Below are 24,156 nucleotides of genomic sequence, written 5' to 3'. Positions count from 1 at the left end.
GATGACTGCCTTGTTGCCCGCCATCCATCACGTGGCGCTGATCTGCTCGGACTACGCGCGCTCGAAAGCCTTCTACAGCGAGACGCTGGGTTTGCGCATCATCCGCGAGGTGTACCGGGCGGAGCGCGATTCATGGAAGCTCGACCTGGAAGTTTCCCCTGGCGTAAGCCTGGAGCTGTTCTCGTTTCCCGCGCCGCCGCCGCGCCCGTCGCGGCCCGAGGCGCAGGGCCTGCGTCACCTGGCGTTTGCCGTGCCCGATGTGGATGCGGTGATCGCCACGCTGCACGAGCGGGGCGTGGCCTGCGAACCGGTGCGCGTGGACGAATTCACGGGGCGGCGTTTTACCTTCTTCGCCGATCCGGACGGCCTGCCGATCGAGTTGTACGAGGCCTGAGGTTTCGTCACGCGCTGGAAAAACAAAACCCGGCGGCTCTCGCGAGCGCCGGGTTTTGCATGGGTGCAGCGAACGTCGCTCAGCTTTCGCGCGAGTCGAGCAGGTGGCGGTAGATCAACCCGCCCACCACGCCGCCAATCAGCGGAACCACCCAGAACATCCACAGCTGACCCATCGCCCAGCTGCCCTGGAACACCGCGACGGCCGTGCTGCGCGCGGGATTCACCGAGGTATTGGTGATGGGAATGCTGATCAGGTGGATAAGCGTCAGGGTGAGGCCGATGGCCAGCGGGGCGAAGCCCGTCGGCGCCAGCTTGTGGGTGGTGCCGTTGATCACGATCAGGAAGAACGCGGTGAGCACGAACTCGGCCACGATGCACGCGAGCAGCGAGTAGCCGCCGGGGGAATGCTCGCCGTAGCCGTTGGACGCGAAACCGGCGCTGGCGTCGAAGCCCAGCTTGCCGCTGGCGATGAGGTAAAGCACGGCGCCCGCCGCAAGACCGCCGATGACCTGGGCGATCCAGTAAGGCACGACGTCCTTGGCCGGGAAGCGCCCGCTGGCCCACATGCCCGCGGTCACGGCGGGGTTGAAGTGCGCACCGGAAATATGGCCCACGGCGTAAGCCATGGTGACCACGGTAAGGCCGAAGGCGAGGGCGACGCCGGCAAAGCCGATGCCCAGTTCAGGGAAGGCCGCGGCGAAGATCGCGCTGCCGCAACCACCAAACACCAACCAGAACGTACCGAAGAACTCTGCTCCCAAACGCTTGCCCATGCTCATAGGGACTCTCCTTGCCAGAATTTTTCAGGGGTTGGCCTGGGCGGCGTCCCTGCGTGAATCCACAACGATCCCGAGGTGAAACAGGCGCTTAGTGCTTGGCCCAGGTGGCCCTAGGCTAGCAAACTGTCCTTCCCGGTAGTGTGGGCGGGGCATGCTAACGACTACGGCAGGTGCATTGAATCGGAATTGTCTGGCTATATGCTGCCCCGTCGCCCCTGTCCGCAACCGTAGGATTACTGATGACGCAAGCCATTTCGTCCGCAGCCGCTCTCGCCCCGGAGCGCCGACTGGGCGCGCGCGATATCCAGACGCTGTTGCTCGCATCGCTCGGCGGCGCGCTGGAGTTCTATGACTTCGTGGTGTTCGTGTTCTTCGCGCTGCCGCTGAGCCATCTGTTCTTTCCGCAGGACACGGCGCCCTGGCTGGCCCAGCTGCAGGTCTACGGCATCTTCGCCGCCGGCTACCTGGCCCGTCCGCTCGGCGGCATCGTGATGGCGCATTTCGGCGACCGGCAGGGACGCAAGCGCATGTTCACGCTGAGCGTGTTCCTGATGGCGCTGCCGACCCTGGCCATCGGCCTGTTGCCCGTGTATGCCAGCATCGGACTGCTGGCGCCCTTGCTGCTGCTGGTCATGCGCGTGGTGCAGGGCGTGGCCATCGGTGGCGAAGTGCCGGGAGCCTGGGTGTTCGTGGCCGAGCACGCGCCTCGCGGCCGCGTGGGTTTCGCCTGCGCCTGCCTGACCTCCGGCCTTACGGTGGGCATCCTGATCGGCTCGCTCACGGCAGCGTGGATCAATCACCACCTGGCGCCGGCCGAGGTACTGGCCTGGGGCTGGCGACTGCCGTTCCTGCTGGGTGGCGTGTTCGGCTTCATCGCCGTGTGGCTGCGCCGCTGGCTGAGCGAAACGCCGGTATTCGCCCAGCTGCGCGAGCGCAAGGCGCTCAGCCGCGAGCTGCCCCTGCGCAGCGTCATGGCGAGCCATGGTGGCAGCGTGGCGCTCTCGATGGCGGTGACGTGGATGCTCACCGCGGCGATCCTGGTGCTGATCCTGATGCTGCCGAGCCTGGTGCAGAAGTCGTTCGGCATCGCGCCGGACGTGGCCTTTCTCGGCAACAGCATCGCGGCTTTCTGTCTGGGCGTGGGGTGCATCGCCTTCGGCTGGCTGGTGGACCGCATCGGCGCGGCCTGGGCGCTGCTGCTGGGTTCGGTGGCGCTGGTGATGGCGACCTACGGGCTGTTCGGCGATCTGGCGGCCGGCGGCGCGCACTTCCTGCCGCTTTATGCGCTCACGGGGTTCCTGGTCGGCACGGTAGCGGTGGTGCCGACCATCATGGTGGCGGCGTTTCCGGCGCCCATCCGGTATTCCGGCATTTCCTTCGCCTACAACGTCGCCTACGCCGTGTTCGGCGCGAGCACGGCCACCCTGATCGGTTACCTGGCGGAGCGTGCCGGGCGCATGGCGCCGGCCCACTACGTGTGCATCACAGCGGTGGTCAGCGTTCTGGTGGCGCTATGGCTGCTGGCGAAGGGCCGGGGCAGGGGCGAACTGGCGGACTGAGCGGAGGCCCGGCGGTCAGGTGTTGTTGATGGTCGAGCCGGTCAGCAGGCCGCGCGCCAGCATGCTGCACTGGCGGCGGTAGAGCAGCATCTGCCACTGGCGCCCGCCCAGCTGCCGCCACAGCACGGCGGCGCGCACGGCGGCCAAAAGGTTGGTGCGCACCTTTTCCACCACGGCCGGCTGCTGGAGCTGCTGCGGGCTCCCGGTGACCATCACGCGGGGCTTCAGCGTGGAAAGCGTGCTGGCGTAAAGCTCGGCCAGCCGCTTGACCACCTGCGGGGAATCCGGGCCGAAATGCTCGACCTGCCGCTGCGCCGCCACGATGCCTTGCTGCAAGCGGTCCAGCAGATCGCTGCGGCGCGACAGGCTGCGCTCCAGGCGCATCACCGTGAAGGCCATGCGCGTCACCGCGACGTCGCGGTTGTTCTCGTCCAGCAGGGTGATCAGCTGGCGCAGGCCAAGGCGGACGGCGGACACGTCGCCGAAGACGCCCACCACCGACGGTGCATCGATGCGGAACACGCTGGCCATGCTCGCCGCCATGGCGATGTCGTCGCAGCGGCCATCGTTGGCCAGTTGCTGGGCGAGCGTGGCGGCCTGGAAAAGTCCGGCCAGGGCCAGCACGCGTTCTTCGTTCATGGCAAAAGCGTCAAACACCGGAAAGAGACTCGTCGGTTGAGGCGGTGAGGGCAGCGGCATCATTCCAGCCGCCGAAGGGGGCGTCGGTGCGGTTGATCACGGCGCCGCCGAGACAGGCCTCGCCGTCGTAGAAAACCACCGACTGGCCCGGGGTGACGGCGCGCTGGGGTTCGTCGAACACGACTTCCAGACCGTCCTCCTGTACGAACACCTCGCAGGCCTGGTCGGCCTGGCGATAGCGGGTCTTGGCCGTGCAGCGGAAGCGCAGCGCGGGAGGCTGGCCGGCCACCCAGCTGGGCGGCTCGGCATGCAGGCGGCGCGAATACAGCCAGTGATTCTCGCCGCCTTGCGCCACGTAAAGCACATTGGTGGGGACATCCTTGCCGACCACGTACCAGGCCTCTCCGCTGGCGCCGTGGCGGCCGCCGATGCCCAGGCCATTGCGCTGCCCAAGCGTGTAATACATCACGCCCTGGTGCTCGCCCACGGTCTTGCCGTCGGGCGTGCGCATGGGCCCCGGCTGGGCCGGGATGTACTGCGCCAGGAAGCTGCGGAAATCCCGCTCGCCGATAAAGCAGATGCCGGTGGAATCCTTCTTGGCGTGCGTGGGCAGGGCGGCGTCCTGGGCCATCTGGCGCACCAGCGGCTTTTCGATCTCGCCGACCGGGAACAGCGTGGCCGCGAGTTGCTGCTGTCCGAGGGCGTGCAGGAAATAGGTCTGGTCCTTGGACGCATCGACCGCCCGCAGCAGGCGATAGCGGCCTTCGTGGAAATCGACACGAGCGTAATGGCCGGTGGCGATCTTGTCGGCGCCGAGCGCGCGCGCCTCGTCCAGGAAGGTCTTGAACTTGATCTCGCGGTTGCACAGCACGTCCGGATTCGGCGTGCGGCCCGCGCGGTATTCCGCGAGGAAATGCTCGAACACGCCGTCCCAGTAAGCGCCGGCGAAATTGCGCGCGTGGAAGGGGATGCCCAGCCGTCCGCACACCGCCACGGCGTCCTTGCGGTCGACGTCGGCGGTGCAGGGGCCGTCGCGGTCGTCCTCTTCCCAGTTCTGCATGAACAGGCCTTCCACCTCGTAGCCGGCCTGCTGCAGGAGCAGGGCCGCGACCGAGGAGTCCACGCCGCCGGAAATGCCCAGCATCACTTTCACGGGTAAGGATCCCCGGCGAGCAGGCTGTGCAGTAGGCCCAGCGGATAGTGCTGGCCGGCCAGCCAGGCGTCGATGCTCATGAGCACCAGCGGGCTGCGCAATTGGTCACCTAGTGCCACTATTTCGTCGCGGGTGAGCCACAGCGCGCGGCGAATGCCGTCATCCAGCCGACGCGAGGGATCGTGGCCGATCGCACGCGCCGCGAAACTGAAGCGCACCACACCGTCGCCATGCTCGGTGCTGCGCCACTGGTGTACGCCGATCAGGTGCTCCAGCGCCACCGTCCAGCCCGTTTCCTCCAGCGTCTCGCGCACGGCGGCGGTCGCCAGGCTCTCGTTGTCGTCCAGATGACCGGCCGGCTGGTTATAGGCCACGCGGCCGTTCACCTCCTCTTCGACCATGAGGAAGCGGTCGCCATCGGCCACCACGCAGGCCACGGTGACACGAGGGCACCAGACTTGCAGGGGAACTTGTGGGTTAACGGAGGCGGGATCGGCCATCGGGGACATATGGCGGCGACTGCGGCACTGGAAAAGCCGCCATTGTGCCATTACCTGAAGGCGATCTGCCTTTGACGATGCCCGCAGGGCCTGGGCGGTATACTTTGCCCCAAGGAAATCTCACGTAGAAACATGGCTCACGAACCCGAACACGAACAAGGCAGCGGTCATGGCCTGGCGCTGGAAACCTCCCGTCCGGAGGTGGCCCGGCCGCCGCTCTTCCAGGTGGTTCTGCTGAACGACGACTTCACGCCGATGGATTTCGTGGTGGAGGTGCTGCGGAGCTTCTTCAGCCTGGACCAGGAACGGGCCGTGCAGGTGATGCTGCACGTCCACACGCGAGGGAAGGGCGTCTGCGGGGTGTTCACCCGGGAAGTCGCTGAAACCAAGGTGACCCAGGTGAACGAATATTCACGTGCCCATCAGCACCCTTTGTTGTGCACTATGGAAAAGCTCTGAGAGTGGGTTTCGCGGCTGTTTCCCTGCCACTCGTGGCATGGATATTGAAGAGGCATCGGGTACCCCCCATCTCGTAGCCATCGCGGCAATGCCGCCCTGCCACACAGCGGAGTAGGTCCGGATGTTCAGCAAGGATCTCGAAGTCACCATCGGCCAGTGCTACAAGCAGGCCCGCGAGCAGCGTCATGAGTTCATGACAGTGGAGCACCTGCTGCTCGCGCTCACCGAAAACCAGTCAGCCCTTGGCGCCTTGCGCGCCTGCGGCGTCGACCTGCCGCGCCTGACGCGCGAGCTGGAAAAGATCATTGCCGAAACCGTACCGGTACTGCCGCACGGTGACGAGCGCGATACCCAGCCCACGCTCGGCTTCCAGCGCGTATTGCAGCGCGCGGTCTACCACGTGCAGTCCTCGGGCCGCAAAGAAGTCACCGGCGCCAACGTGCTGGTGGCGATCTTCGGCGAGAAGGATTCCCACGCCGTGTATTTCCTGCACCAGCAGGAGATCACCCGCCTGGACGTGGTCAACTACATCTCGCACGGCATCGCCAAGATCGGCGACGAGCCGTCCCAGAGCATGCCCGGCTCCGAGCGCGAGTCGGAAGACGCCGAGCCCAAGGGCAACCCGCTCAGCGAATACGCCAGCAATCTCAACGAGCTGGCGCTGGAAGGCAAGATCGATCCGCTGATCGGCCGCCAGGACGAAATCGAGCGCACCATCCAGGTGCTGTGCCGCCGCCGCAAGAACAACCCGCTCTACGTGGGCGAGGCCGGCGTGGGCAAGACGGCGCTGGCCGAGGGCCTGGCCAAGCGCATCGTGGACGGCGACGTGCCGGAGGTGCTGGAAAACGCCACCATCTGGTCGCTCGACCTGGGCGCGCTGGTGGCCGGCACCAAGTACCGCGGCGATTTCGAGAAGCGCCTGAAGGCGGTGATCGGCCAGCTGAAGAAGCAGCCGGGCGCGATCCTCTTCATCGATGAGATCCACACGATCATCGGTGCGGGTTCCGCCTCGGGCGGCACCATGGACGCGAGCAACCTGATCAAGCCCATGCTGGCCTCGGGCGAGCTGCGCTGCATCGGTTCCACCACGTTCCAGGAATTCCGCGGCATCTTCGAGAAGGATCGCGCGCTGGCCCGTCGCTTCCAGAAGATCGACGTGGTCGAGCCCACCGTGGCCGACAGCGTGGAGATCCTCAAGGGCCTGCGTTCGCGCTTCGAGGAACACCACAACGTCACCTACACCAGCGAGGCCCTGAAGGCTGCGGTGGACCTGTCGGTGAAGCACATTCCCGACCGCCTGCTGCCGGACAAGGCCATCGACGTGATCGACGAGGCCGGCGCCCGCCAGCGTCTGCTGCCCGTGGACCAGCGCACCGGCAAGGTCGACGTGCCGGAGGTTGAGTACATCGTCGCCAAGATGGCGCGCATTCCCGCCAAGCAGGTGTCGGCGTCGGATCGCGACGTGCTGAAGAACCTGGAACGCAACCTCAAGATGGTGGTGTTCGGGCAGGATCCCGCCATCGAGGCGCTGGCCGCCTCCATCAAGATGGCGCGTTCGGGCCTGGCCGATCCGTCCAAGCCGATCGGTTGCTTCCTGCTCGCCGGCCCCACCGGCGTGGGCAAGACGGAAGTGACCAAGCAGCTGGCGATGCAGCTGGGCATCGAGATGATCCGTTTCGACATGTCCGAATACATGGAAGCGCATTCGGTGTCGCGCCTGGTCGGTGCACCTCCGGGCTATGTCGGCTTCGACCAGGGCGGCCTGCTCACGGAGGCGGTGACCAAGCATCCGCATGCCGTGCTGCTGCTGGATGAGATCGAAAAGGCGCATCCGGACGTGTTCAACATCCTGCTCCAGGTGATGGACCGCGGCGTGCTGACGGACACCAATGGTCGCGAAGCCAACTTCAAGAACGTGGTGGTGGTGATGACCACCAACGCGGGCGCGCAGCAGGCGTCGCGTCGTGGCATCGGCTTCGTCAAGCAGAACCACTCGATGGATGCGATGGAAGTGATCCGCCGCAGCTTCACACCGGAGTTCCGCAACCGCCTGGACGCGATCATCCAGTTCAATGCGCTGGACTTCGACCACATCCTGCGTGTGGTCGACAAGTTCCTGATCGAACTGGAGGCCCAGCTCACCGAGAAGCACGTGAGCCTGGACGTCGATGCCGATGCCCGTCGCTGGCTGGCCGAGCATGGCTTCGATCCGCAGATGGGCGCACGCCCGATGGCCCGCGTGATCCAGGAAAAGGTGAAGCGCCCGCTGGCCGACGAGTTGCTGTTCGGCAAGCTGGCGGACGGCGGCAAGGTGCGCCTGAGCGTGGCCGATGGCGAGCTGGTGGTGACCACCGAAGCGGCCGAGGCACTGCCTGCCACCGTGAGCTGATCGCCTCGGTTCAAGGCTTGATGGTGAAGACAAGGGCGCCGAAAGGCGCCCTTGTCGCGTTTGCGCTCGCACGGCAAGCAGCAACGGCAAAACGCACATTCAGACCGTCCTGAGAGTCGCTGGGACTTGTCTTATGTCTTGGGTGCAGGGGCAAACCTAACCTTTGGAATACCGGCGCGGCGATGCGTTGCCGCGAGCCGTCCTCTTCATTCCTTGGGTGTTTTGTATGAACTCTGCCTGCTCAAAGGGCTATCGGGCCTGGACCACCCGTGGCGTTACCCTGCTCAGTCTCATCGCTTCGACGATGTCGTTTGCTTCGGTCGTCTACGTGGGTCCCCAGACCGCACGGGAAAGCCTGGGCATCGATGGGATCGGGTACGTGACGCCAGGGCCGCAAGGCCGTGACGCCGCGCTTGCGCCATCGGATCGCATGAATCCCGCCATCAGCCTGGCGAGCATCGGCGGCATGGCGGTCGGTCTGCCGGTGGATGAGGCGGCCAATGCTTCCCGGATGGCGCCGCTTGTCGCGTCGCTGGGGGATCAGGCATCGGATGCGATGAATGTCGTGCATCGCGATGTCGAACCGATGCTTCGCCATTGCTCGCGTATTGTCCTCAGCCGCGGCATGTCGGACGCGGACGACGTCCTGCATCCGGTGAGCCGGTTTCTTGCCCCGGTGCTGGACGTGGATGGCGTGCTCCATGCCTTGTCGCTCGACGCCTCGATGGACGCGAGCGCGGACCATGAAGGCAGCGCGCCGTGCACGCTTCCCGGCCAGGGCGAGAAGCCGCGGTTCGCGAGCGCAGACGGGCTTCCCAGGATCCTGCCGTCTTCCGCGCAACGGCTGTAAGCGAAGTGCTTGAATGGGCCAGGTGCGCAGGCAACAAAAAAAGGCCGATGTCAAGCACTCCAAAAACGGCGGCGCATCGGCTGAAGTCTAAGTATGACAAGGGTTTGGGCGGTTGCGCCAACTCCTCGGCCAATCCGGCTCTTGGAGGCTAGGAGCCACATAGGAGCAACGCGGCTGCGAGTCTGAGCCTACCCGAGCGAGCCTCTGACAAGGCTTGTTCGAATGGTACGACAAGGCTATCGCAAACCATAGCCTAAAACGCGAAAGCGCAGGTCGGTGGCCTGCGCTTTCGTGGCTGTGGCAGCTGTGGCCCGCCTACGTGGGGGGCGTATCCCGCCGGGGCGCTGTCGGCGCTTTCGCAGTCGAGCCCTTCCTGAATCCTCGATCCCGTGCGATGAATGCTTCCAGCATGTGCGGGATCAGCGCCAGCGCATCGACTGGCTCACCGTAGGTCTGCGCGTGCACCGCTGCGTAGCGATCGAGGTCGGCCTTGAGCGTGGCCGGGCACGCGAAGGTCAGCTTGACGCTCTCGGTCCTGGGCAGCGGCCCGAGCCGCAGCTTGCGCGGCGCGCTCATCGTGAAGCCCCTCGGTTGAAGAACAGCGGCTGATACGGCCGTAGCACCAAGTCGCGGTTGACGATGATGCGCACCGGCAGGCCCGGCCGCTCGGTCAGCGTCGGCTGAATGTTGAGGTTGCGCCGGGTCATTTCTTGCCCGACCTGGTTCACGCTGTCCTGCAAGCTGTCGCGCCCGGCGATGATGACGCGATTACCATTCTGGCGGTTCTCCGGCGCAGCCAGCTCGGCGCCGACACCCAGCAGCGTCGTCATCGCCGCACCAGCGAACAAGCGGCTCCAATGGTAGTCCACGTCGTCCTCCAGCCCGGCATAGCCGGCCGGGTCGGCGCCGGCAAGGTTGTCCAGCGTCAGCGAGGACGTGTCGGGCAGGATGATGCGGTTCCAGACGACTTGAACCCGGCTCTGTCCATAGGCGACTTGGCTGTTGTATTTGCCGAAGATGCGTGAACCCTGCGGGATCAGCAGGTAGCGGCCGGTTGCGGTGTCGTATACCGGCTCCGTCACGGTACCGATGACGTCGCCCGGCAAGTCGGACTTGATGCCCGTGACCAGCGCCGCCGCGATCACCGTCCCGGCCATCACCTGATACGGCGAGGTCGGCATTTGCAGGTTGCCGGAATTACGGGTTTCCGTAGCTCCAGCTTTCTGGAACGCCTCTTTTTGGTCCTGCCGGTTCTGCACGGCGGTCGGATCGGCGGGCTGGGCCGCCGTGGAGGCCGGCCCGGCGGCTTGCGGGTCGAAGCCCGCGAGGCCAGACGGCGGTGTAGCCGAAGCGGTCTGCGCGGGCACAGCCGCGGTGTGCTGATTACTGGAGCGAAAGAACACCGACGAACCCGCCGCCGCCTCGGCCTCCTTGCGCAGCGCATCGCGTTCGGCCGCCGCCGCATCCTGGCCGGGCGGCGTGTAGCTGGCCACCACCGGCGGCTGCGACTTCACGATGGCCGGCCCCAAGTCTCCCGGCAGCGGCGGCCCCAGTTCCGGCACCTTCGTCGGCAGCTTGGAATAGTCGGCGGGAAGCTGGTTAAGTTCTTCGGACTTCGAGACGCGATCGACGTTGTAAAGCTCGGTCGCATCGTTGCCGCTGCGCGGGTGTTTCGGTTGCAGTGACCAAAGCGTGGCGCCCAACACGGCGACGCCAAGGCCGCCGGTCAGGAGCGCCAGCGTGCGCCGGTTCAGGCGCGTCACCGGGCGCGGCTGCGCGCGCAGCGCCACGTTCTCCGGCGCGACCTTCGGCGCCGCGTCGGGAATGGGTACGTCCGGGGTGTCGTCCTGGCTCATGGTCAGTTCCCCCGCGTGCCATCCGTGCGCTCGATGCGCACCACGTCGCCCTTGTCGCCGCCCAAGCGCAGTTCGGCCGCGCCGAACAGCCGATCCACGATGTAGTACGGCGAGCGGAAGCGGTAGTTGACGAGTTGGCCGTCACCCTGCGCGCCGATGACGAACAGCGGCGGCAGCTCGCCTTGGGCGATGCCCGGCGGGAACTGGATGTAGACCTTCTCGCCGTCGTCGAAGGCGCGCAGCGGCTTCCACGGCGGATTGTTGCCGCTGATCGCGTAGCGGAAGCGGATCTTCTCCAGTGACAGTCCGGTATCGACCGGCGCGGCGGCTTGTGCGGCCCGATCCTGACGCTGCAACGCGAGCATCTGGTCTTTCGGGTACTCCCACGACACCGACGCCATCCACGCCTTGTCCGTCGAGGTCAGCTCGATCAGGTAGGTGCGCCGGCTGGTGGTGATGACCAGGTTCGTCTTGAGGCTCGAACGGATGGGCTTCACCAGCACGCTCACGCGCAGCGCGTCCCCGGCGCCGCTGGACGTATCGCCGACGATCCAGCGCACGGTGTCGCCGGCGGCAACCGTCACCAGCTCCTCGCCGGGCTGGAGCGAAATCACGGTCACGCGCCCCGGCGCGGCATAGACCTGATACAGCGCGCCATCGGTGAAGGGCCAGACCTGGATCGCGTTGACGTAGCCCTCGCGCGTGGGCGCGATGCGCGCCTCGGCGTTGGCGCGCGAGACGCGCACAGTTTCATCGGCGGGTTCGGGTGCGGGCTTGACGTCGTCCGCCTCCGGCAGCGGCTTCATCTGCGCCGGCATCGGTAGCACCTTCGGCACCTCCACCACTGCGACCGGCTTGGGCGGCTCGGGTTGCGACTGCGCCTGCACCGGCTCGTCGAGCGAGATGCGCGGCGGCTTGCCCTGCGTGGCGCAGCCCGCCAGGGCCGCCAAGGTCAGCACGGAAGCGTAAAAGCGGAAAGACGGGTTCATGGCTTGGCTCCTTCGGACGCATCCAGCTCGCGGCTCCACGACAGGCCGTTGACGTAGATACCCAGTGGGTTCTTGCGCAGCCGCTGCTCGGTGCGCGGGGTTTGCAAGACGATGGACACCACGGCGTTCCAGCGCTCGGTGCCTGCCGGCGCGCCGTTGACGAACCGCTGCTCCGTCCAGCGCACGTTGAACGACGCGTCGCTGGCGCGCGTGACGCTCGTGATCTGCACCGTCACCGACTCCTTGCCGACGCGGGCGAAGGGATCGTTCTTGCTGGCGTAGTCGTTGAGCACGACTGCGCCCTTGTCGGTGGTGTAGTCGTAGGCGTCGAGCCAGTTCTGCCGCACCACGATCGGGTCGATGGAAAGCGAACGAACCAACGTGATGAAGTGCGCGAGGTGGTAGGCGATCTGCGCATCGGCCGGCCGGTACGGCGTGGCGGCTTCGCCGACAGCGCGTACCTGGCCGGTCTTGTCCACCTCCACCACGTAGGGCGTGACGATGGACTGCGCCGAACGCCAGACTAGGCCGCCCGCCATCAGCAGCGCGAGCACGAGGCAGCCGAAGGCCATCAGCCGCCAGTTCTTCGCCTGCACGCGCGCCGAGCCGATGCGCTCGTCCCACGCCTGCGCGGCGGCTTGGTACGGGGTGGCAGGCTGCGGCGTGTCGGCGTAGCGCACCTGCGGTCGCTTGAATCGCATGGCTCGTTCTCCTTAAGAATCGGAATCGCCCAGGCGTGGGCCTTGCGCCGAGCCGCCGCCGTCACCGCCGCGCAGCGTATGCGCAGCGGTGGTGGCGGCATGCGCGATCTGCTGGCGGCGATGCAGACGCTTGGCCCAGGCGGGTTGCTTTTGATCGGCGGAGGACGGGCCAGCTTCGGATGCGCCGGTTTGGGCAGACGCACCAGCGGCCGTGCCATCCCCACCACGGAATGCACCGGCAACCCGCTCGCCAAACGCGCGTGCGCCGGCGGCGACTTTCTGCCCAGCGGCCTGTGCGCCAGCTCTGGCGACATTGCCCATCCCCGCGGCAGCACCCTTGAAGCCACCGCCCGCCGCCGCGGAGCCAGCTTGGAACGCCGACCGCGCGCTAGTGGCGGTCGAAGCAGCGGCACGCGCTCCGCTGCCGATGGCGCCAGCGGCTGCGGGCGCCATACGAGCGCCGGCGGCGACGGCGCCACCGACGCCGGTGGCGGCAGCACCGATCGCGACGGCGGTTCCCGCCGCGCCCAATGCCGCGCCAGCCATCGCACCGGCCCCGAGCTGAGGCCCGCCGGAAATCAGTCCGGTGGCGATGCCTGGCCCAAAGATGCCGAGCGCGAGCATGGCGAGTGAGGCCAGCATCACGACCAGCGCATGGTCGATGGAAGGCTCGTCGGGCGTTACCGGGAACTCGGCGAACAATCCCGTTCCGATGCCGACGATGACGGCCAGCACCAGTACCTTGACGCCAGACGACACCACGTTGCCGAGTACCTTTTCGGCGAGGAACGCGGTCTTGTTCCAGAGTGCGAACGGCACCAACACGAAGCCGGCGAGCGTGGTCAGCTTGAACTCGATCAGCGTGATGAAAAGTTGCACCGCCAGCACGAAGAAGCAGACGATGACGGTCAGCCAGGCGAGGAACATCACGACGATGGGCGTGATGTTGATGAACACCTCGGGAAAGCCGGCCATCTCGCTGATCTGTTCGAGGATCGGCATACCGGCGTCGATGCCGGTCTTGGCGAGATGTCCCGGTTGCAGGAACGTCTCCATACTCACGGCCGAGCCGGTGGCCGTCAGTCCGAGGCCCGCGAACGAGCGGAACACGATGCCGGCCAGCAGGTTGAAGTTGCCGATGATGTAGGCGAAGGCGCCGACATAGAGCACTTTGCGGATGAGCTTCGCCATCACGTCTTCGCCTTGGCCGGTCGCGTGGCCGAGCGCCCAATACAGCCCAGCGAGCGTCATGTCGATCGCCACCAGCGTCGCAGTCAGGAACGCGACTTCGCCGCGCAGCAGGCCGAAGCCAGAGTCGATGTAAGTCGAGAAGACGTTGAGGAAGTGGTCAATGATCGAAACATCGTTCATGGCCGTTCCTCCGTCGGCACATCGGGGCCGTCGAAGCTGGCCGGGATAGAAGGCAGGTCCGCCAGCGTTTGGTATTCGTCGGGTCCGGACTGCCCTGAGAGGAACCGGCGTAGGTCCGCTTGGTTCACACGCGCGCAGAACGCGCCGTCGTGTTCGCCGCTGCGGCACTGCGTGCGCAGCGCATGCAGCTGTACCGGATCGGCGGCCAGTGCATCGACCGAAAGCGCCAGCGGCCGATCGCAGCCGGCCAGCAGGCACGCGAAGGCGAACAGGACGGACGCGCGTTTCATGGCCGTGCCGATCAGTTGCCGTAGAAGTTCACTGGCTGCGGCGTGTACGCCGTGCCGGTGCCGAGAAAGCGTTGCGTCACCTCGCGGCCACGTTCGACGGCGGCGGCCTGGCGCGCGAGTTCCAGCGACACGGCGCGTCCTTGCGTGAGTTGGAGCTGCTGACCCTGGATGGACTGCTTCGCCTGCAAGGCGAGAAGCTGGTTAGTTGCTTGCATCGCCTGCAGAGCGCCGGTGGCCGACTGACTCCGACCGACAAGATCGGTCAGCACGCTCTCGTCCTCGGTCACGTTCTGCGAGACCTGTGCTTGCATCCGCATCGCGGTCTGCAAGCCTTCGAGCGTGTTCTGCCATCGCTGATGCGCGTCCTGATACATCTGATTGCCGCTCACGGTCGCGGCGTACTGCTCGGGGTACAGGCGCGCGAACTGCTGATCCATGTTCTGCACCTGGAACGCGAGCCCTTGCGCCTGCGCAATGAGCTGCTGAGTGGTCGCCAGGTTCGTGCGCAACTGGCTGACCACGTTGAACGGCAGGCTCTCCAAATTGCGCGCCTGATTGATCAGCGACTGCGCCTGGTTCTGGAGTTGCCGGACTTGGTTGTTGATCTGCTCCAGCGTGCGAACGGCCGTCAGCGTGTTCTGCACGAGATTGGTCGGATCGACGACGACCCATTGCGCGTGCGCAGCGGGCATAACGCCGATGAACGCAGCAACAGCAAGGGCGAGAAGGCGAATCTTCATAGCGAAATCTCCTGTGGTTGTGAAGCAAGGAAGGACGCGGCGGATGGCGCGGACGGCAGCAGGTCGGCCGCCCAATCGAGGCCGCGGTGGCGCAGCCAGGCGCCGGCGAAGCCCGGTGCTCCAGCGTCGTTCAGCACGCGGTCAATGGCGCGCTGGTCTTGGGGCGTCGAGGCGCCGGCGAACGCGAGCGCGACCGGCCCCAGGTCGAGGTCGAACAGGCGATTGCCTGCGCGGGATTGGTAGTAGTAGTCGCGCTTGGGCTCCGCGGTGGCGACGATCTCGATCTGTCGGCTGTTGAGGCCGAAGCCTTCGTAGATCGCGCGAATCTGCGGCTCGGTCGCCTGCGGGTTCGGCAGGAAGATGCGGCCGGCGCAACTCTCGATGATCGCCGGCGCGATGCTCGAATCCTTGATGTCGGCGAGCGACTGCGTGGCGAAGATGACGCTGACGTTCTTCTTGCGCAGCGTCTTGAGCCACTGGCGGATGCGCGCCGCGAACACCGGGTCATCGAGGAACAGCCAGGATTCGTCGAGGATCAACAGCGTCGGCGCACCGTCGAAACGCGCCTCGAAGCGCGCGAACAGATAACCCAGCACGGCCAGCACCGCGGCCTTGCTGTGCATCAGTTCTTCCATCTCGAAGCACTGCACGTCGGCCATGCCGAGCCGGTCGTGGTCGGCGTCGAGCAGCTTGCCGTGCGCGCCACCGAGCACATACGGCGCAAGCGCCTGGCGCAGCGCGTTCGATTGCAGCAGTACCGACAGGCCCGTGAGCGTGCGTTGTTCGAGCGGCGCACCGGCGAGACTGCCGAGCGCCGACCAGATGGCCGCCTTCTCGTCGGGGCCGACCGCGACGCCTTCGTGCGTCAGGCGGCCTTCGACCCATTCGGCGGCCCAGGTGCGATAGCCCTCCTGGTCGATGCGCGCGAGCGGCTGGAACGCGATCGCGCCATCCGCACCGAGGTCGTAATACTCGCCGCCCAGGCCCAGCGCCGTGGCCCGCATCGAGCGACCCATGTCGAAGGCGAAGATGCGCGAGCCGGGATAACGCCGGAACTGCATCGCCAGCGTGGCGAGCAGGACGGACTTACCCATGCCGGTCGGGCCAGCGATCAGCGTGTGGCCCACGTCGCCGATGTGGGTCACGAGCCGGAACGGCGTCGCGCCTTCGGTTCGGGTGACGATCAGTGGCGGACCGTCGAGGTGGTCGTTCTTCTCCGGCCCGGCCCACACTGCCGACACCGGCATCAGATGTGCCAAGTTCAGTGTCGAAACGATGGGCTGGCGCACGTTGGCATAGGCGCTGCCAGGGATCGACGACAGCCACGCCTCCACCGAATTGAGGGTCTCGGGAATGGTGACGAAGCCCCGGCCCTGGATGACGCGCTCCACCATGCGCAGCTTCTCGTCGGCCGTGTCGGCATCGTCATCGAGCACCGTCACGGTGGCGGTGACAAAGCCGAAGGCAACTTGATCGCTGCCCAGCTCCTGCATCGCGGCGTCCGCGTCGGCCGCCTTGTTGCTCGCGTCGGTATCGACCAGCGGGCTTTCCTGCTGGAAGATCGTTTCGCGCAGCAAGGCGAGGACGTTCTTGCGCTTGGCGAACCACTGGCGCCGCAGCCGGCCGAGTTCTTTTTCGGCCTCGGCCTTGTCCATGCAGAGGAAGCGCGTGCTCCAGCGGTACGCGAAGCCGAGCCGGTTGAGGTCGTCCAGAATCCCCGGCCAGGTCGAGGTCGGAAAGCCGCGCACGGTCACGACTCGCAGGTACGCATCGCCCAACATCGGCGCAAGGCCGCCGATCAGCGGCATGTCGGCCAGCAGCGCATCGAGGTGGAACGGCACCGCCGGTACGCCGATGCGGTAGCGCCGTGTCGAGACGGTTGCGTGCAGGTAGGTCAGCGTTTCGGCGTCATCGAGCCAGTCGATCTCCGGCATAACGCCATCGAGCAAATCGAAGATGCGTCCGGTTTCCGCAATAAACGCGGTCAGGCGTTCGCGCCAGTCAACGCCGGCGGTCGGCGTGTTCTCGTACAGCAGCTTGGCCGCGCGGGCGCGAGATTCCTCCGGCGGCAAGTATTGCAGCGTGAGGTGATAGCGGCTCTCGAAGTGATTGCCGGCTTCCTCGAAGGTCGCACGGCGTTCTTCGTCCACCAGCCACGACAGCGGCTCGGGAAAATCCGAGTGCGGATAGTCCGCCGCCGGCCGTCGTTCGGCTTCGACGAACAGCGCCCAGCCGGCGCCGAGCCTACGCAGCGCGTTGTTCAGGCGTGCGGTGGTGGCGATCAGCTCGCCTTGGGTTGCGCTATCGAGGTCGGGGCCGCGGAATCGGGCCGTGCGTTGGAAACTGCCGTCCTTGTTGAGCACGACGCCGGGCGCAACGAGGCCCGCCCACGGCAGCCAGTCGGCGAGCAGGGCCGGACGCTGGCGATATTCGGCGAGGTTGAGCATCGCGTTCTCCCGTCACACGTCCAGCAGCGGCTTGTGCTTGAGGTGTTTGGCGAACACCTGCATGAACTGCGGATCGACGCGCGCTCCCCACACGGCCAGCGAATGGCCGACGATCCAGAGCACGACGCCGGGAATCCAGAGCTGCAGGCCCAAGCCCACGGCAGCGGCGAGCGTGCCGTTGGCGATCGCCACGGTGCGCGGCGCGCCGCCCAGCAGGATCGGCTCGGTCAACGAGCGATGCAGCGGCACCTCGAAGCCCGGCAAGTCGCTGGCCGCGCTCATACGACGGCGCCGCCGGAGAAGCTGAAGAACGACAGGAAGAAGCTCGACGCCGCGAACGCGATGGACAGGCCGAACACGATCTGGATGAGCTTGCGGAAGCCGCCCGACGTGTCGCCGAAGGCCAGTGCGAGGCCGGTGGCGATGATGATGATGACCGCGACGATGCGCGCGACCGGCCCTTGGATGGATTCGAGGATGGATTGCAGCGGCCCTTCCCAGGGCATCGAGGAACCGGCAGCCTGCGCTGTGCCGGCCGTCATCAGCATGACGGCTGCCGACAACAGGCCGTGGTGCGCCGGCCCGATCAGGCGGCGCAGGCGTGTGGGGATGGAAACCGGATTTACGGAAAAGCGGAAATCAGGGGCATGTGTCTGCGTCATGACAGTTCTCCAGGGTGGTTAGGGGACGAGGAAGACAGCGGCAGTTCGGGAGGCGACGGCTCCAGCGCATCCGCCAGGCGATAGCCGCCGCGGTCGAAGCCGACGACGCGGGCGATGCTCTCGATGCGACGCCGCTGGCCGCGGCCAGCGATGTGGATGACGACGTTGACGGCCTCGGCGACGAGCGCACGCGGCGGGTTCACGGCCACTTCGAGAATCAGTTGCTCCAGGCGCAGCAGTGCGCCGAGCGCGGAACCGGCGTGGATCGTGGCGATGCCGCCGGGATGGCCGGTGCCCCACACCTTGATGAGATCCAGCGCCTCGCCGCCGCGCACTTCGCCGACGATCACGCGGTCGGGGCGCAGGCGCATCGTGGCGCGCACCAGCTCGGTCATCGACACGACGCCGGCGCGCGTGCGCAGCGGTACGTGGTCGCGCGCCGCGCATTGCAGCTCCACCGTGTCTTCGAGTACCAGCACGCGGTCGCCGGTGGCTGCAATCTCCGCGAGCAAGGCATTGGCGAGCGTGGTCTTGCCGGTACTGGTGCCGCCGGCGATGAGGATGTTCTGCCGATCGCGTACAGCGACGCGCAGGAACGCGGCCTGTTCGACGGTCATCATCCCGTCGGTGATGTAGCGATCCAGCGGAATCACGCCGACCGCACGCTTGCGCAGCGCGAAGGCCGGACCCGGCGCGGCCGGCGGCAGGATGCCCTCGAAGCGCTCGCCGGTTTCCGGCAGCTCGGCCGTCAACAGTGGCTGGCCGCGATGCACTTCTGCGCCGACGTGCGCCGCGACCAGGCGGATGATGCGTTCGCCGTCTTCCTCGGACAGCTCCGCGCCCATCGGTGCGCGGCCCGACGATAGGCGATCCACCCATAGTGTGCGGTCGGGGTTGAGCATGATTTCCACCACGTCCGGGTCTTCGAGCGCGGCGGCGATCAGCGGTCCCATCGCCGTGCGCAACATGCGGATGCGCCGGTCGAGCGACGTGGTGGCGAAGGACTGCGGTTGCGCGCTCATGAGGAACGCTCCTGCGCTTCGGCCAATGCCGCCGCGTCATCCAGTCGTGCGGTGTCGGGGTTCAGTTCCTCCACCACGTCGCGCACCAAGCTGCGTCCGCGCATCAGGTGGCGGCCGAGCTGTTCGACGAACTGCTGGAAGCGAGCTTTGCCCTGCGCGCGGGCGGCCTCCTGGTGGGCTTCGGGAACCGGCGTGCTCACCGTCAGGAAGTAGCGGACGAACAGCGCCAGCGTTTCGATCTCGATGTTTTGGTCGCGCTCCAGCTTCTCGAACTGGCGGGTCAGCCGGTCGAGCCGCTTGGCGATGGCGGCCTCGCGCTGGTCGCCCGCGTCGGGCGAGAGCCAGGACGCGAGTGCCGCCGCGACGATGGAGGACTTGGACACGCCCTTCTTCGCGGCCAACTCATCGAGCCGCTTGGCGTGCTCGTGCGGAATGAACAGGTTGAGTCGGTACTGGCTCATAGCTCGATCCCGTCGTGTTGGTCGAGGGACGCCAGCCGGGCTGTGCGCTGCATGGCCGGATCGAGTTGGCGGGGAAGCGGCAACGGAAGATCGTCGTCATCGAGCAGCGCCAGATCGTTGTCCGCCGGCTGTTCTTCGGGGCTGTAGGCGGCGGCTTCGGACAGCTCCGGCTGCCGGCGCGGGCCGCCGTCATCGGAAGTGCCGATGTCGTCGTCCAGCAGGCTCGCAGCGGCGGGCGCAGCAGGAACAGCGGGGACCGCCAGTGCGCTCCAGTCGTCGGGCCGTATGGGCGGTGCGTCGGCATAGCTCCCGGCAGCGAGCGTGGGCGGACGCAACACGCGGCGCCTGAAATTCGCGTCGGCGTAGTAGCGCAGCTTCTTGGCCCTGATCGGCGCGACGCTGGAAACCATCACCACGGCGTCGTCCGGTGGTAGCTGCATCACTTCACCGGGCGTCAAGAGGGGGCGTGCCGTTTCCTGGCGAGACACCATCAGGTGTCCGAGCCACGGCGCGAGCCGGTGGCCGGCGTAGTTGCGCTGCGCGCGCAGTTCGGTTGCGGTGCCGAGCGTTTCGGAGATGCGCTTGGCGGTACGTTCGTCGTTGGTGGCGAACGTCACGCGCACATGGCAGTTGTCGAGGATGGAATGGTTCTGGCCGTAGGCTTTGTCGATCTGGTTGAGCGACTGCGCGATGAGGAAGCTGCGGATGCCGTAGCCGGCCATGAACGCCAGCGCCGTCTCGAAGAAGTCAAGCCGGCCCAGCGCTGGGAACTCGTCGAGCATCAGCAGCAGCTTGTGACGGCGCGTGATGCCGTCGCTGCCGTCGAGCGATTCGGTGAGGCGTCGGCCGATCTGGTTGAGGATCAGGCGCACCAGCGGCTTCGTGCGGCTGATGTCCGAAGGCGGCACGACCAGGTACAGCGAGACGGGGTGTTCGGATGCGATGAGGTCGGCGATGCGCCAGTCGCAGCGCGAGGTGACTTCGGCCACCGTGGGGTCGCGGTACAGGCCGAGGAACGACATGGCCGTGGACAGCACGCCTGACCGCTCGTTGTCTGACTTGTTCAACACCTCGCGCGCCGCGGACGCGACGACGGGATGCGGCACGTCGCCGAGATGCCGCGTCGTCATCATCCGGTGCAGCGTCAGCTCGAACGGGCACGCGGGATCGGAGAGGAAATTGGCGACACCGCGCAGCGTCTTGTCTTCGCCCGCATACAGCACGTGCAAGATGGCGCCGACCAGCAGCGCGTGCGAAGTCTTCTCCCAATGATTGCGGCGTTCGAGCGCGCCTTCGGGATCGACCAGGATGTCCGCGATGTTCTGTACGTCGCGCACTTCATGCGCGCCACGCCGGACCTCCAGCAGCGGGTTGTACGCGGCCGACTTCGGATCGGTCGGGTTGAACAGCAGGCAGTGCGAGAAGCGCGAACGCCAGCCGGCCGTGATCTGCCAGTTCTCGCCCTTGATGTCGTGGATGACGGCGGACGCCGGCCAGCTCAACAGCGTGGGCACCACCAGGCCGACGCCTTTGCCGGAGCGCGTCGGCGCGAAGGTCAGGACGTGTTCCGGGCCTTCGTGCCGCAGGTATTGGCCGCGATGCAGGCCGAGGAACACGCCGACGGGCTTGTCGAGACCGGCCTTGCGAATGTCGGCAGCTTCGGCCCAGCGTGCCGAGCCGTAGGTCGTGACCAGCTTCGACTGCCGCGAGCGCCATACCGACATGGCGATGGCGACCAGCACCGCGACCAGGCCACTGCCGCCCGCAATGGCGCCGCCCTTGTCGAAGATGCGCGGGGCATAGCCGTCGTAGAGGAACCACCACTCGAACAGCCGCCAAGGGTGGTACACCGGCGTGTGAAGGAAGTCGAACCAGGGCGAGCCAAGGCGTACTTGGTAGCCAAGGGCGGCTGCTGTCCATTGTGTGGCGGCCCACACGCCGGCAAACACGATGCCGAATACCACGGCAATCTGTCCGAACAGCACGCCTTGACCTTGCATCTCGGCCTCCGATTTCTCCTGTGCAACACGCGGCACAAGGGCGTGCCGCACACGCGAGGATCGGAGTCAGGTCGAGGGCCGGTCAAAGACCGTTATCGGAAGAAATATCGAGGAAAAAGCAAGATTTCGCGCAGGGGCGGACCAACGAGAAACGCCGCAAGCGAGGGCGCATTGCGGCGTATGGAGTTAGGAAATGGAAGTTTCGTGCGAATCGGCAACAATCAGAACTTCGGCGCTTCCTTGGGCGGGTTATAGGGGGTCTTGCCGTCGCCGAAGAAGCGCCGATTCGTCGCCTGGGCTACGCGGTTGCACAGTTCGTCGCCCAGCTTGGCACGGTCAGTTTTGCACTGCTCGCGCAGCGCCTTCAACCGCTCGGGGTTGGCAGCGAGAGATTCCACCGTTTCGGTTGACGAGGACGTAGGCGCCGTTCCGGTCTGCTCTGTTTTTCCACAGGCGACCAATGTCGCAGCAACTGCGAGTGGCACAAGAATCTTCATGGATCGGTCTCCTCTAGTGCATCGGGGCGCGGCAGTACGACGGGCGGCCCGATGGTTCTGGCTCTCTCGATAAAGCGCGCCAACGTCTCCGAAGGCTCACTGTCCGGACGAAGTAGATAGGTGGTGAGCATAGTCGTTCGCCCAGCCAGCGGGCGTGCCACGACGCCCGGTTCGCGGCTGGCTGAGATCTGCGAACCGCCGGCCAGGCCCAACGCGTAGCCCGCCGCCACGAGGGCCATCATGAGATCGATGGATGCCACTCGTTCGGCGATCAACGGCTCTTGATCGACCCGTCGCAGCACGCGCTCGATCTGCTTCGCATAGCCTTCGCAAGCATGAGGGTCGCCAAGCACCAGGGGATAGCGCAGCACCTCATCGAGTGGAATGCGTTTGAATGTCAGCAGTGGATGCCGCGCTGGCACGGCCACCATCAACGGGTCGTTCCAAATGGCTTCAGCAATGAAGCCATCGGAGACCTCGTCCGACCGAGCAAACCCTACGTCGTACAGGTCGTCGTGAAGACCTTTGAGTTGCTGCGCCAGCGGAACCTCGGACAGACGTATCTCGATTTCGGGTTCCTCTTGGCGGCACAACGCCAAGAAGGTCGAAAAGCGCGACGGCGGGATGCCGTCCGACAACGCGACCCGCAACTGGCTGTGAAAGCCGTTGACGGCAGCCTTCACACTGTCGCGCGCCTGCTCCAAGGCAGTGAAGACACGCGGGACGTGCTCCAGAAATAGTTTGCCTGCGCGAGTCAGGCGAGTGCTGCGGGTAGTGCGCGCGAAAAGCTGGGTGCCCAAGTCCTCTTCCAGCTCCTTTATGGCACGCGATAAAGGCGATTGCTCGATATGCAGCCGCTCCGCCGCGCGCGCGAAGTGAAGCTCCTCTGCTACTGCCAGGAAACAACGCAGATGACGAAGCTCCACTAGCTTATCTCCTATGGGCTTTTCTACCCAGCTACGTTTCAACCGACTACAGTTGCTGACGTGCTCTTAGCCTCCGCAATGAAGGTGTTGAAAACCTCATGGCGCGGCAGGGTCCAGAATCCCGAGCCACGCGACGCACGCCAGGACCACCACCGCCAAGGCGATCTCGGCGAACAGGCTGCGGCGTAAGATCTCGACAGCCTCGGCGTGCTCCCCACCAGTCGCCAATGCCGCTTCCAGGCGCGGACTCAGCCGATAACGGTTTGCGGCTGCCAGCACGAGCATTCCCGCTAACAACGCGAGTTTCCCCAACAGCAATCGGCCGTAGAACGTCGTGACGATGGGGGAAAGCGAAGGACCCGCGATCAGCACGTAGTTGACGGCACCGCTAAGCGTCAGCGTTGCGACGATCACAGTTCCGATTCGAGCAAATCCGTTCGACGTTCTGCTCAGGATTTCGATCGAACTGCGAGTGTCGTCCGGCTTGATAGCAGAAAGCATCAAGAAAGCGAGCAACGCCCCGGACCAAGTACCGGCCGCCCATAAATGAGCGATGTCCGCTGTGAGATGCATGTAGCCGCGCACACCGTCGTCCATCGCCCCGTGTCCCGACCACGCGAGCGTGGCGAGAGCTATACCGCTTGCAGTGGTTAGTCCGACGAAGCGGGAAGTCATGTTCCGCTTCGTCGTAGCAAGCACGACGCAAGCCGCCAAGGCAAATATGCGCACTATCCAAGCGACACCCATGTGGGTACCCGTCAGCATCATGCTGAAGATGTCGCTCGACAATTCACCATAGCTCTGCGCGCCAGACATGGTCTTGGCCAGAACGGCCATGCTCAATAGCGACAACACGATGCTGATGGCGGCCGCGCACCCGATCACGGCTCGAAAGCGGCGCGCGATCGGTGAAGATCGCTCGCTTCCGTGCAAGGCGTAGACGCCGAACGCGGCGACGCCGAACGGCGTCGCCATGTTCGCATAGAGCGCGAAGCGCAATGCGATATTCAGCCAGTCATCGACCACCGGTTCATTTCACCTGGAAAGTGAAGTTGCCGGTGATCGTATGAGTGTCCGACGAGACGGCGCGCCACTCCACGCGATAGGCACCTGGCTGCAACGGTTGCGCCGGCGTGATGACCATGGTCTTTCCATCGCTGGCGCCCGACACGTTCACACTGACCTTCATGGGTCCGTGATCGGCCATGCCAGGCATGCTTGTCATGACGAGACTCGCGGCAGAGAGCTTCGTAACGAGAGTTTCGGAGAACTTCAGCTCAATGTTCGACGGCGCGGCAACTTCGGACTTGTCCGCTGGCGTCGAGGAAAGCAGCTTGGGATGGGCAAATGCTGCCGTGGCGAGCAGTGCTGCACTGAGGAATACGGCGACTTTGGATATGAAACGTGGCATGGACATGGTGGCTCCTTTGCGTGACTTGAACTGCTGAGTGAGTGTGGTGGGCCAATACA

General features: G+C 65.8%; 26 protein-coding genes. 5 read left to right on the top strand and 21 right to left on the bottom strand.

Translation table 11 applies throughout. The features are described 5' to 3' along the window. Position 1 precedes the first annotated feature (1 nt). Positions 2-394, top strand: coding sequence for a VOC family protein (locus BDW41_RS03920; protein ID WP_074546743.1), 393 nt, complete (start codon positions 2-4; stop codon positions 392-394). 79 nt (positions 395-473) lie between these two features. Here the strand turns inward: BDW41_RS03920 and aqpZ are convergent, their stop codons facing one another. After that, positions 474-1,175 carry an aquaporin Z gene (gene aqpZ / locus BDW41_RS03915; RefSeq protein ID WP_199535270.1) on the bottom strand — a complete coding sequence of 234 codons (702 nt, stop codon included), beginning with the start codon at positions 1,173-1,175 and terminating at the stop codon, positions 474-476. Between the two features lie 239 nt (positions 1,176-1,414). Between aqpZ and BDW41_RS03910 the strand changes: the two genes are divergently transcribed. Continuing rightward, the gene (locus BDW41_RS03910) at positions 1,415-2,734 is read left to right on the top strand and encodes an MFS transporter (RefSeq protein WP_074546742.1); all 1,320 of its coding nucleotides are present in this window, start codon (positions 1,415-1,417) and stop codon (positions 2,732-2,734) included. Positions 2,735-2,749: 15 nt separating this feature from the next. Here the strand turns inward: BDW41_RS03910 and hflD are convergent, their stop codons facing one another. Genes hflD through BDW41_RS03895 form a run of 3 tightly spaced genes read right to left on the bottom strand, consistent with a single transcriptional unit; the run spans position 2,750 to position 5,026 of the window. Next, on the bottom strand, positions 2,750-3,373 hold the full coding sequence (gene hflD, locus BDW41_RS03905) for a high frequency lysogenization protein HflD (protein WP_074546741.1): 624 nt from the start codon (positions 3,371-3,373) through the stop codon (positions 2,750-2,752). Positions 3,374-3,383: 10 nt separating this feature from the next. Continuing rightward, positions 3,384-4,526 (bottom strand): tRNA 2-thiouridine(34) synthase MnmA, encoded by a 1,143-nt coding sequence (mnmA, locus tag BDW41_RS03900; RefSeq protein ID WP_074546740.1) that lies wholly within the window; start codon positions 4,524-4,526, stop codon positions 3,384-3,386. Next, positions 4,523-5,026 (bottom strand): NUDIX hydrolase, encoded by a 504-nt coding sequence (locus BDW41_RS03895; RefSeq protein ID WP_074546970.1) that lies wholly within the window; start codon positions 5,024-5,026, stop codon positions 4,523-4,525. Before BDW41_RS03895 ends, mnmA begins: the two co-directional genes overlap by 4 nt. A gap of 132 nt (positions 5,027-5,158) precedes the next feature. Here BDW41_RS03895 and clpS point away from each other — a divergent pair, with 132 nt between their 5' ends. The 3 genes from clpS to BDW41_RS03880 all read left to right on the top strand — a co-directional run bounded on the left by clpS (position 5,159) and on the right by BDW41_RS03880 (position 8,724). Beyond that, positions 5,159-5,485: an ATP-dependent Clp protease adapter ClpS gene (clpS, locus tag BDW41_RS03890; protein WP_074546739.1), complete on the top strand. Its 327-nt coding sequence runs from the start codon at positions 5,159-5,161 to the stop codon at positions 5,483-5,485. 121 nt (positions 5,486-5,606) lie between these two features. Continuing rightward, positions 5,607-7,874: an ATP-dependent Clp protease ATP-binding subunit ClpA gene (clpA, locus tag BDW41_RS03885; protein WP_074546738.1), complete on the top strand. Its 2,268-nt coding sequence runs from the start codon at positions 5,607-5,609 to the stop codon at positions 7,872-7,874. Between the two features lie 226 nt (positions 7,875-8,100). Beyond that, positions 8,101-8,724 carry a hypothetical protein gene (locus BDW41_RS03880; RefSeq protein ID WP_146217295.1) on the top strand — a complete coding sequence of 208 codons (624 nt, stop codon included), beginning with the start codon at positions 8,101-8,103 and terminating at the stop codon, positions 8,722-8,724. Positions 8,725-9,039: 315 nt separating this feature from the next. Here the strand turns inward: BDW41_RS03880 and BDW41_RS03875 are convergent, their stop codons facing one another. The 17 genes from BDW41_RS03875 to copC form a co-directional block, all read right to left on the bottom strand. Then, positions 9,040-9,300 carry a DUF2274 domain-containing protein gene (locus tag BDW41_RS03875; protein ID WP_074546736.1) on the bottom strand — a complete coding sequence of 87 codons (261 nt, stop codon included), beginning with the start codon at positions 9,298-9,300 and terminating at the stop codon, positions 9,040-9,042. After that, positions 9,297-10,580, bottom strand: a complete 1,284-nt coding sequence (locus tag BDW41_RS03870; RefSeq protein WP_074546735.1) for a TrbI/VirB10 family protein — start codon at positions 10,578-10,580, stop codon at positions 9,297-9,299. Before BDW41_RS03870 ends, BDW41_RS03875 begins: the two co-directional genes overlap by 4 nt. Before the next feature lie 2 nt (positions 10,581-10,582). After that, positions 10,583-11,569, bottom strand: a complete 987-nt coding sequence (trbG, locus tag BDW41_RS03865) for a P-type conjugative transfer protein TrbG (protein ID WP_074546734.1) — start codon at positions 11,567-11,569, stop codon at positions 10,583-10,585. After that, positions 11,566-12,270, bottom strand: coding sequence for a conjugal transfer protein TrbF (gene trbF, locus BDW41_RS03860; protein WP_062737838.1), 705 nt, complete (start codon positions 12,268-12,270; stop codon positions 11,566-11,568). Before trbF ends, trbG begins: the two co-directional genes overlap by 4 nt. Before the next feature lie 12 nt (positions 12,271-12,282). Next, positions 12,283-13,641, bottom strand: a complete 1,359-nt coding sequence (gene trbL, locus BDW41_RS03855; protein WP_074546733.1) for a P-type conjugative transfer protein TrbL — start codon at positions 13,639-13,641, stop codon at positions 12,283-12,285. Further along, positions 13,638-13,931 carry a hypothetical protein gene (locus tag BDW41_RS03850; RefSeq protein WP_074546732.1) on the bottom strand — a complete coding sequence of 98 codons (294 nt, stop codon included), beginning with the start codon at positions 13,929-13,931 and terminating at the stop codon, positions 13,638-13,640. The genes trbL and BDW41_RS03850 overlap by 4 nt, the downstream gene beginning before the upstream one ends. An 11-nt stretch (positions 13,932-13,942) precedes the next feature. After that, on the bottom strand, positions 13,943-14,671 hold the full coding sequence (trbJ, locus tag BDW41_RS03845) for a P-type conjugative transfer protein TrbJ (protein WP_074546731.1): 729 nt from the start codon (positions 14,669-14,671) through the stop codon (positions 13,943-13,945). Further along, positions 14,668-17,118, bottom strand: coding sequence for a conjugal transfer protein TrbE (gene trbE, locus BDW41_RS03840; protein ID WP_074546730.1), 2,451 nt, complete (start codon positions 17,116-17,118; stop codon positions 14,668-14,670). The genes trbJ and trbE overlap by 4 nt, the downstream gene beginning before the upstream one ends. 12 nt (positions 17,119-17,130) lie before the next feature. After that, positions 17,131-17,400, bottom strand: a complete 270-nt coding sequence (locus BDW41_RS03835) for a VirB3 family type IV secretion system protein (RefSeq protein ID WP_074546729.1) — start codon at positions 17,398-17,400, stop codon at positions 17,131-17,133. Continuing rightward, complete coding sequence (locus tag BDW41_RS03830) at positions 17,397-17,780, bottom strand: TrbC/VirB2 family protein (protein WP_074546728.1); 384 nt, start codon at positions 17,778-17,780, stop codon at positions 17,397-17,399. The genes BDW41_RS03835 and BDW41_RS03830 overlap by 4 nt, the downstream gene beginning before the upstream one ends. Then, on the bottom strand, positions 17,777-18,802 hold the full coding sequence (gene trbB, locus BDW41_RS03825) for a P-type conjugative transfer ATPase TrbB (RefSeq protein WP_074546727.1): 1,026 nt from the start codon (positions 18,800-18,802) through the stop codon (positions 17,777-17,779). The genes BDW41_RS03830 and trbB overlap by 4 nt, the downstream gene beginning before the upstream one ends. After that, positions 18,799-19,263, bottom strand: coding sequence for a ribbon-helix-helix protein, CopG family (locus BDW41_RS03820; RefSeq protein ID WP_074546726.1), 465 nt, complete (start codon positions 19,261-19,263; stop codon positions 18,799-18,801). Before BDW41_RS03820 ends, trbB begins: the two co-directional genes overlap by 4 nt. After that, the gene (locus tag BDW41_RS03815; RefSeq protein WP_074546725.1) at positions 19,260-21,263 is read right to left on the bottom strand and encodes a conjugal transfer protein TraG; all 2,004 of its coding nucleotides are present in this window, start codon (positions 21,261-21,263) and stop codon (positions 19,260-19,262) included. Before BDW41_RS03815 ends, BDW41_RS03820 begins: the two co-directional genes overlap by 4 nt. Positions 21,264-21,484: 221 nt before the next feature. Continuing rightward, positions 21,485-21,760 (bottom strand): EexN family lipoprotein, encoded by a 276-nt coding sequence (locus BDW41_RS03810; protein ID WP_074546724.1) that lies wholly within the window; start codon positions 21,758-21,760, stop codon positions 21,485-21,487. Further along, positions 21,757-22,686: a LysR substrate-binding domain-containing protein gene (locus tag BDW41_RS03805; RefSeq protein ID WP_074546723.1), complete on the bottom strand. Its 930-nt coding sequence runs from the start codon at positions 22,684-22,686 to the stop codon at positions 21,757-21,759. Before BDW41_RS03805 ends, BDW41_RS03810 begins: the two co-directional genes overlap by 4 nt. Before the next feature lie 96 nt (positions 22,687-22,782). After that, positions 22,783-23,712, bottom strand: coding sequence for a copper homeostasis membrane protein CopD (gene copD, locus BDW41_RS03800; RefSeq protein ID WP_110301525.1), 930 nt, complete (start codon positions 23,710-23,712; stop codon positions 22,783-22,785). A 4-nt stretch (positions 23,713-23,716) separates the two neighbouring features. After that, positions 23,717-24,103: a copper homeostasis periplasmic binding protein CopC gene (copC, locus tag BDW41_RS03795; RefSeq protein ID WP_074546722.1), complete on the bottom strand. Its 387-nt coding sequence runs from the start codon at positions 24,101-24,103 to the stop codon at positions 23,717-23,719. Positions 24,104-24,156: the final 53 nt, after the last annotated feature.

This window comes from Dyella sp. AtDHG13 (assembly GCF_003201105.1).
In the GTDB taxonomy this organism is placed as follows: Bacteria; Pseudomonadota; Gammaproteobacteria; order Xanthomonadales; family Rhodanobacteraceae; genus Dyella; species Dyella jiangningensis_B.
Note: the sequence above shows the minus strand (reverse complement) of the source record. Positions and strands in the feature narration are given on the sequence as shown.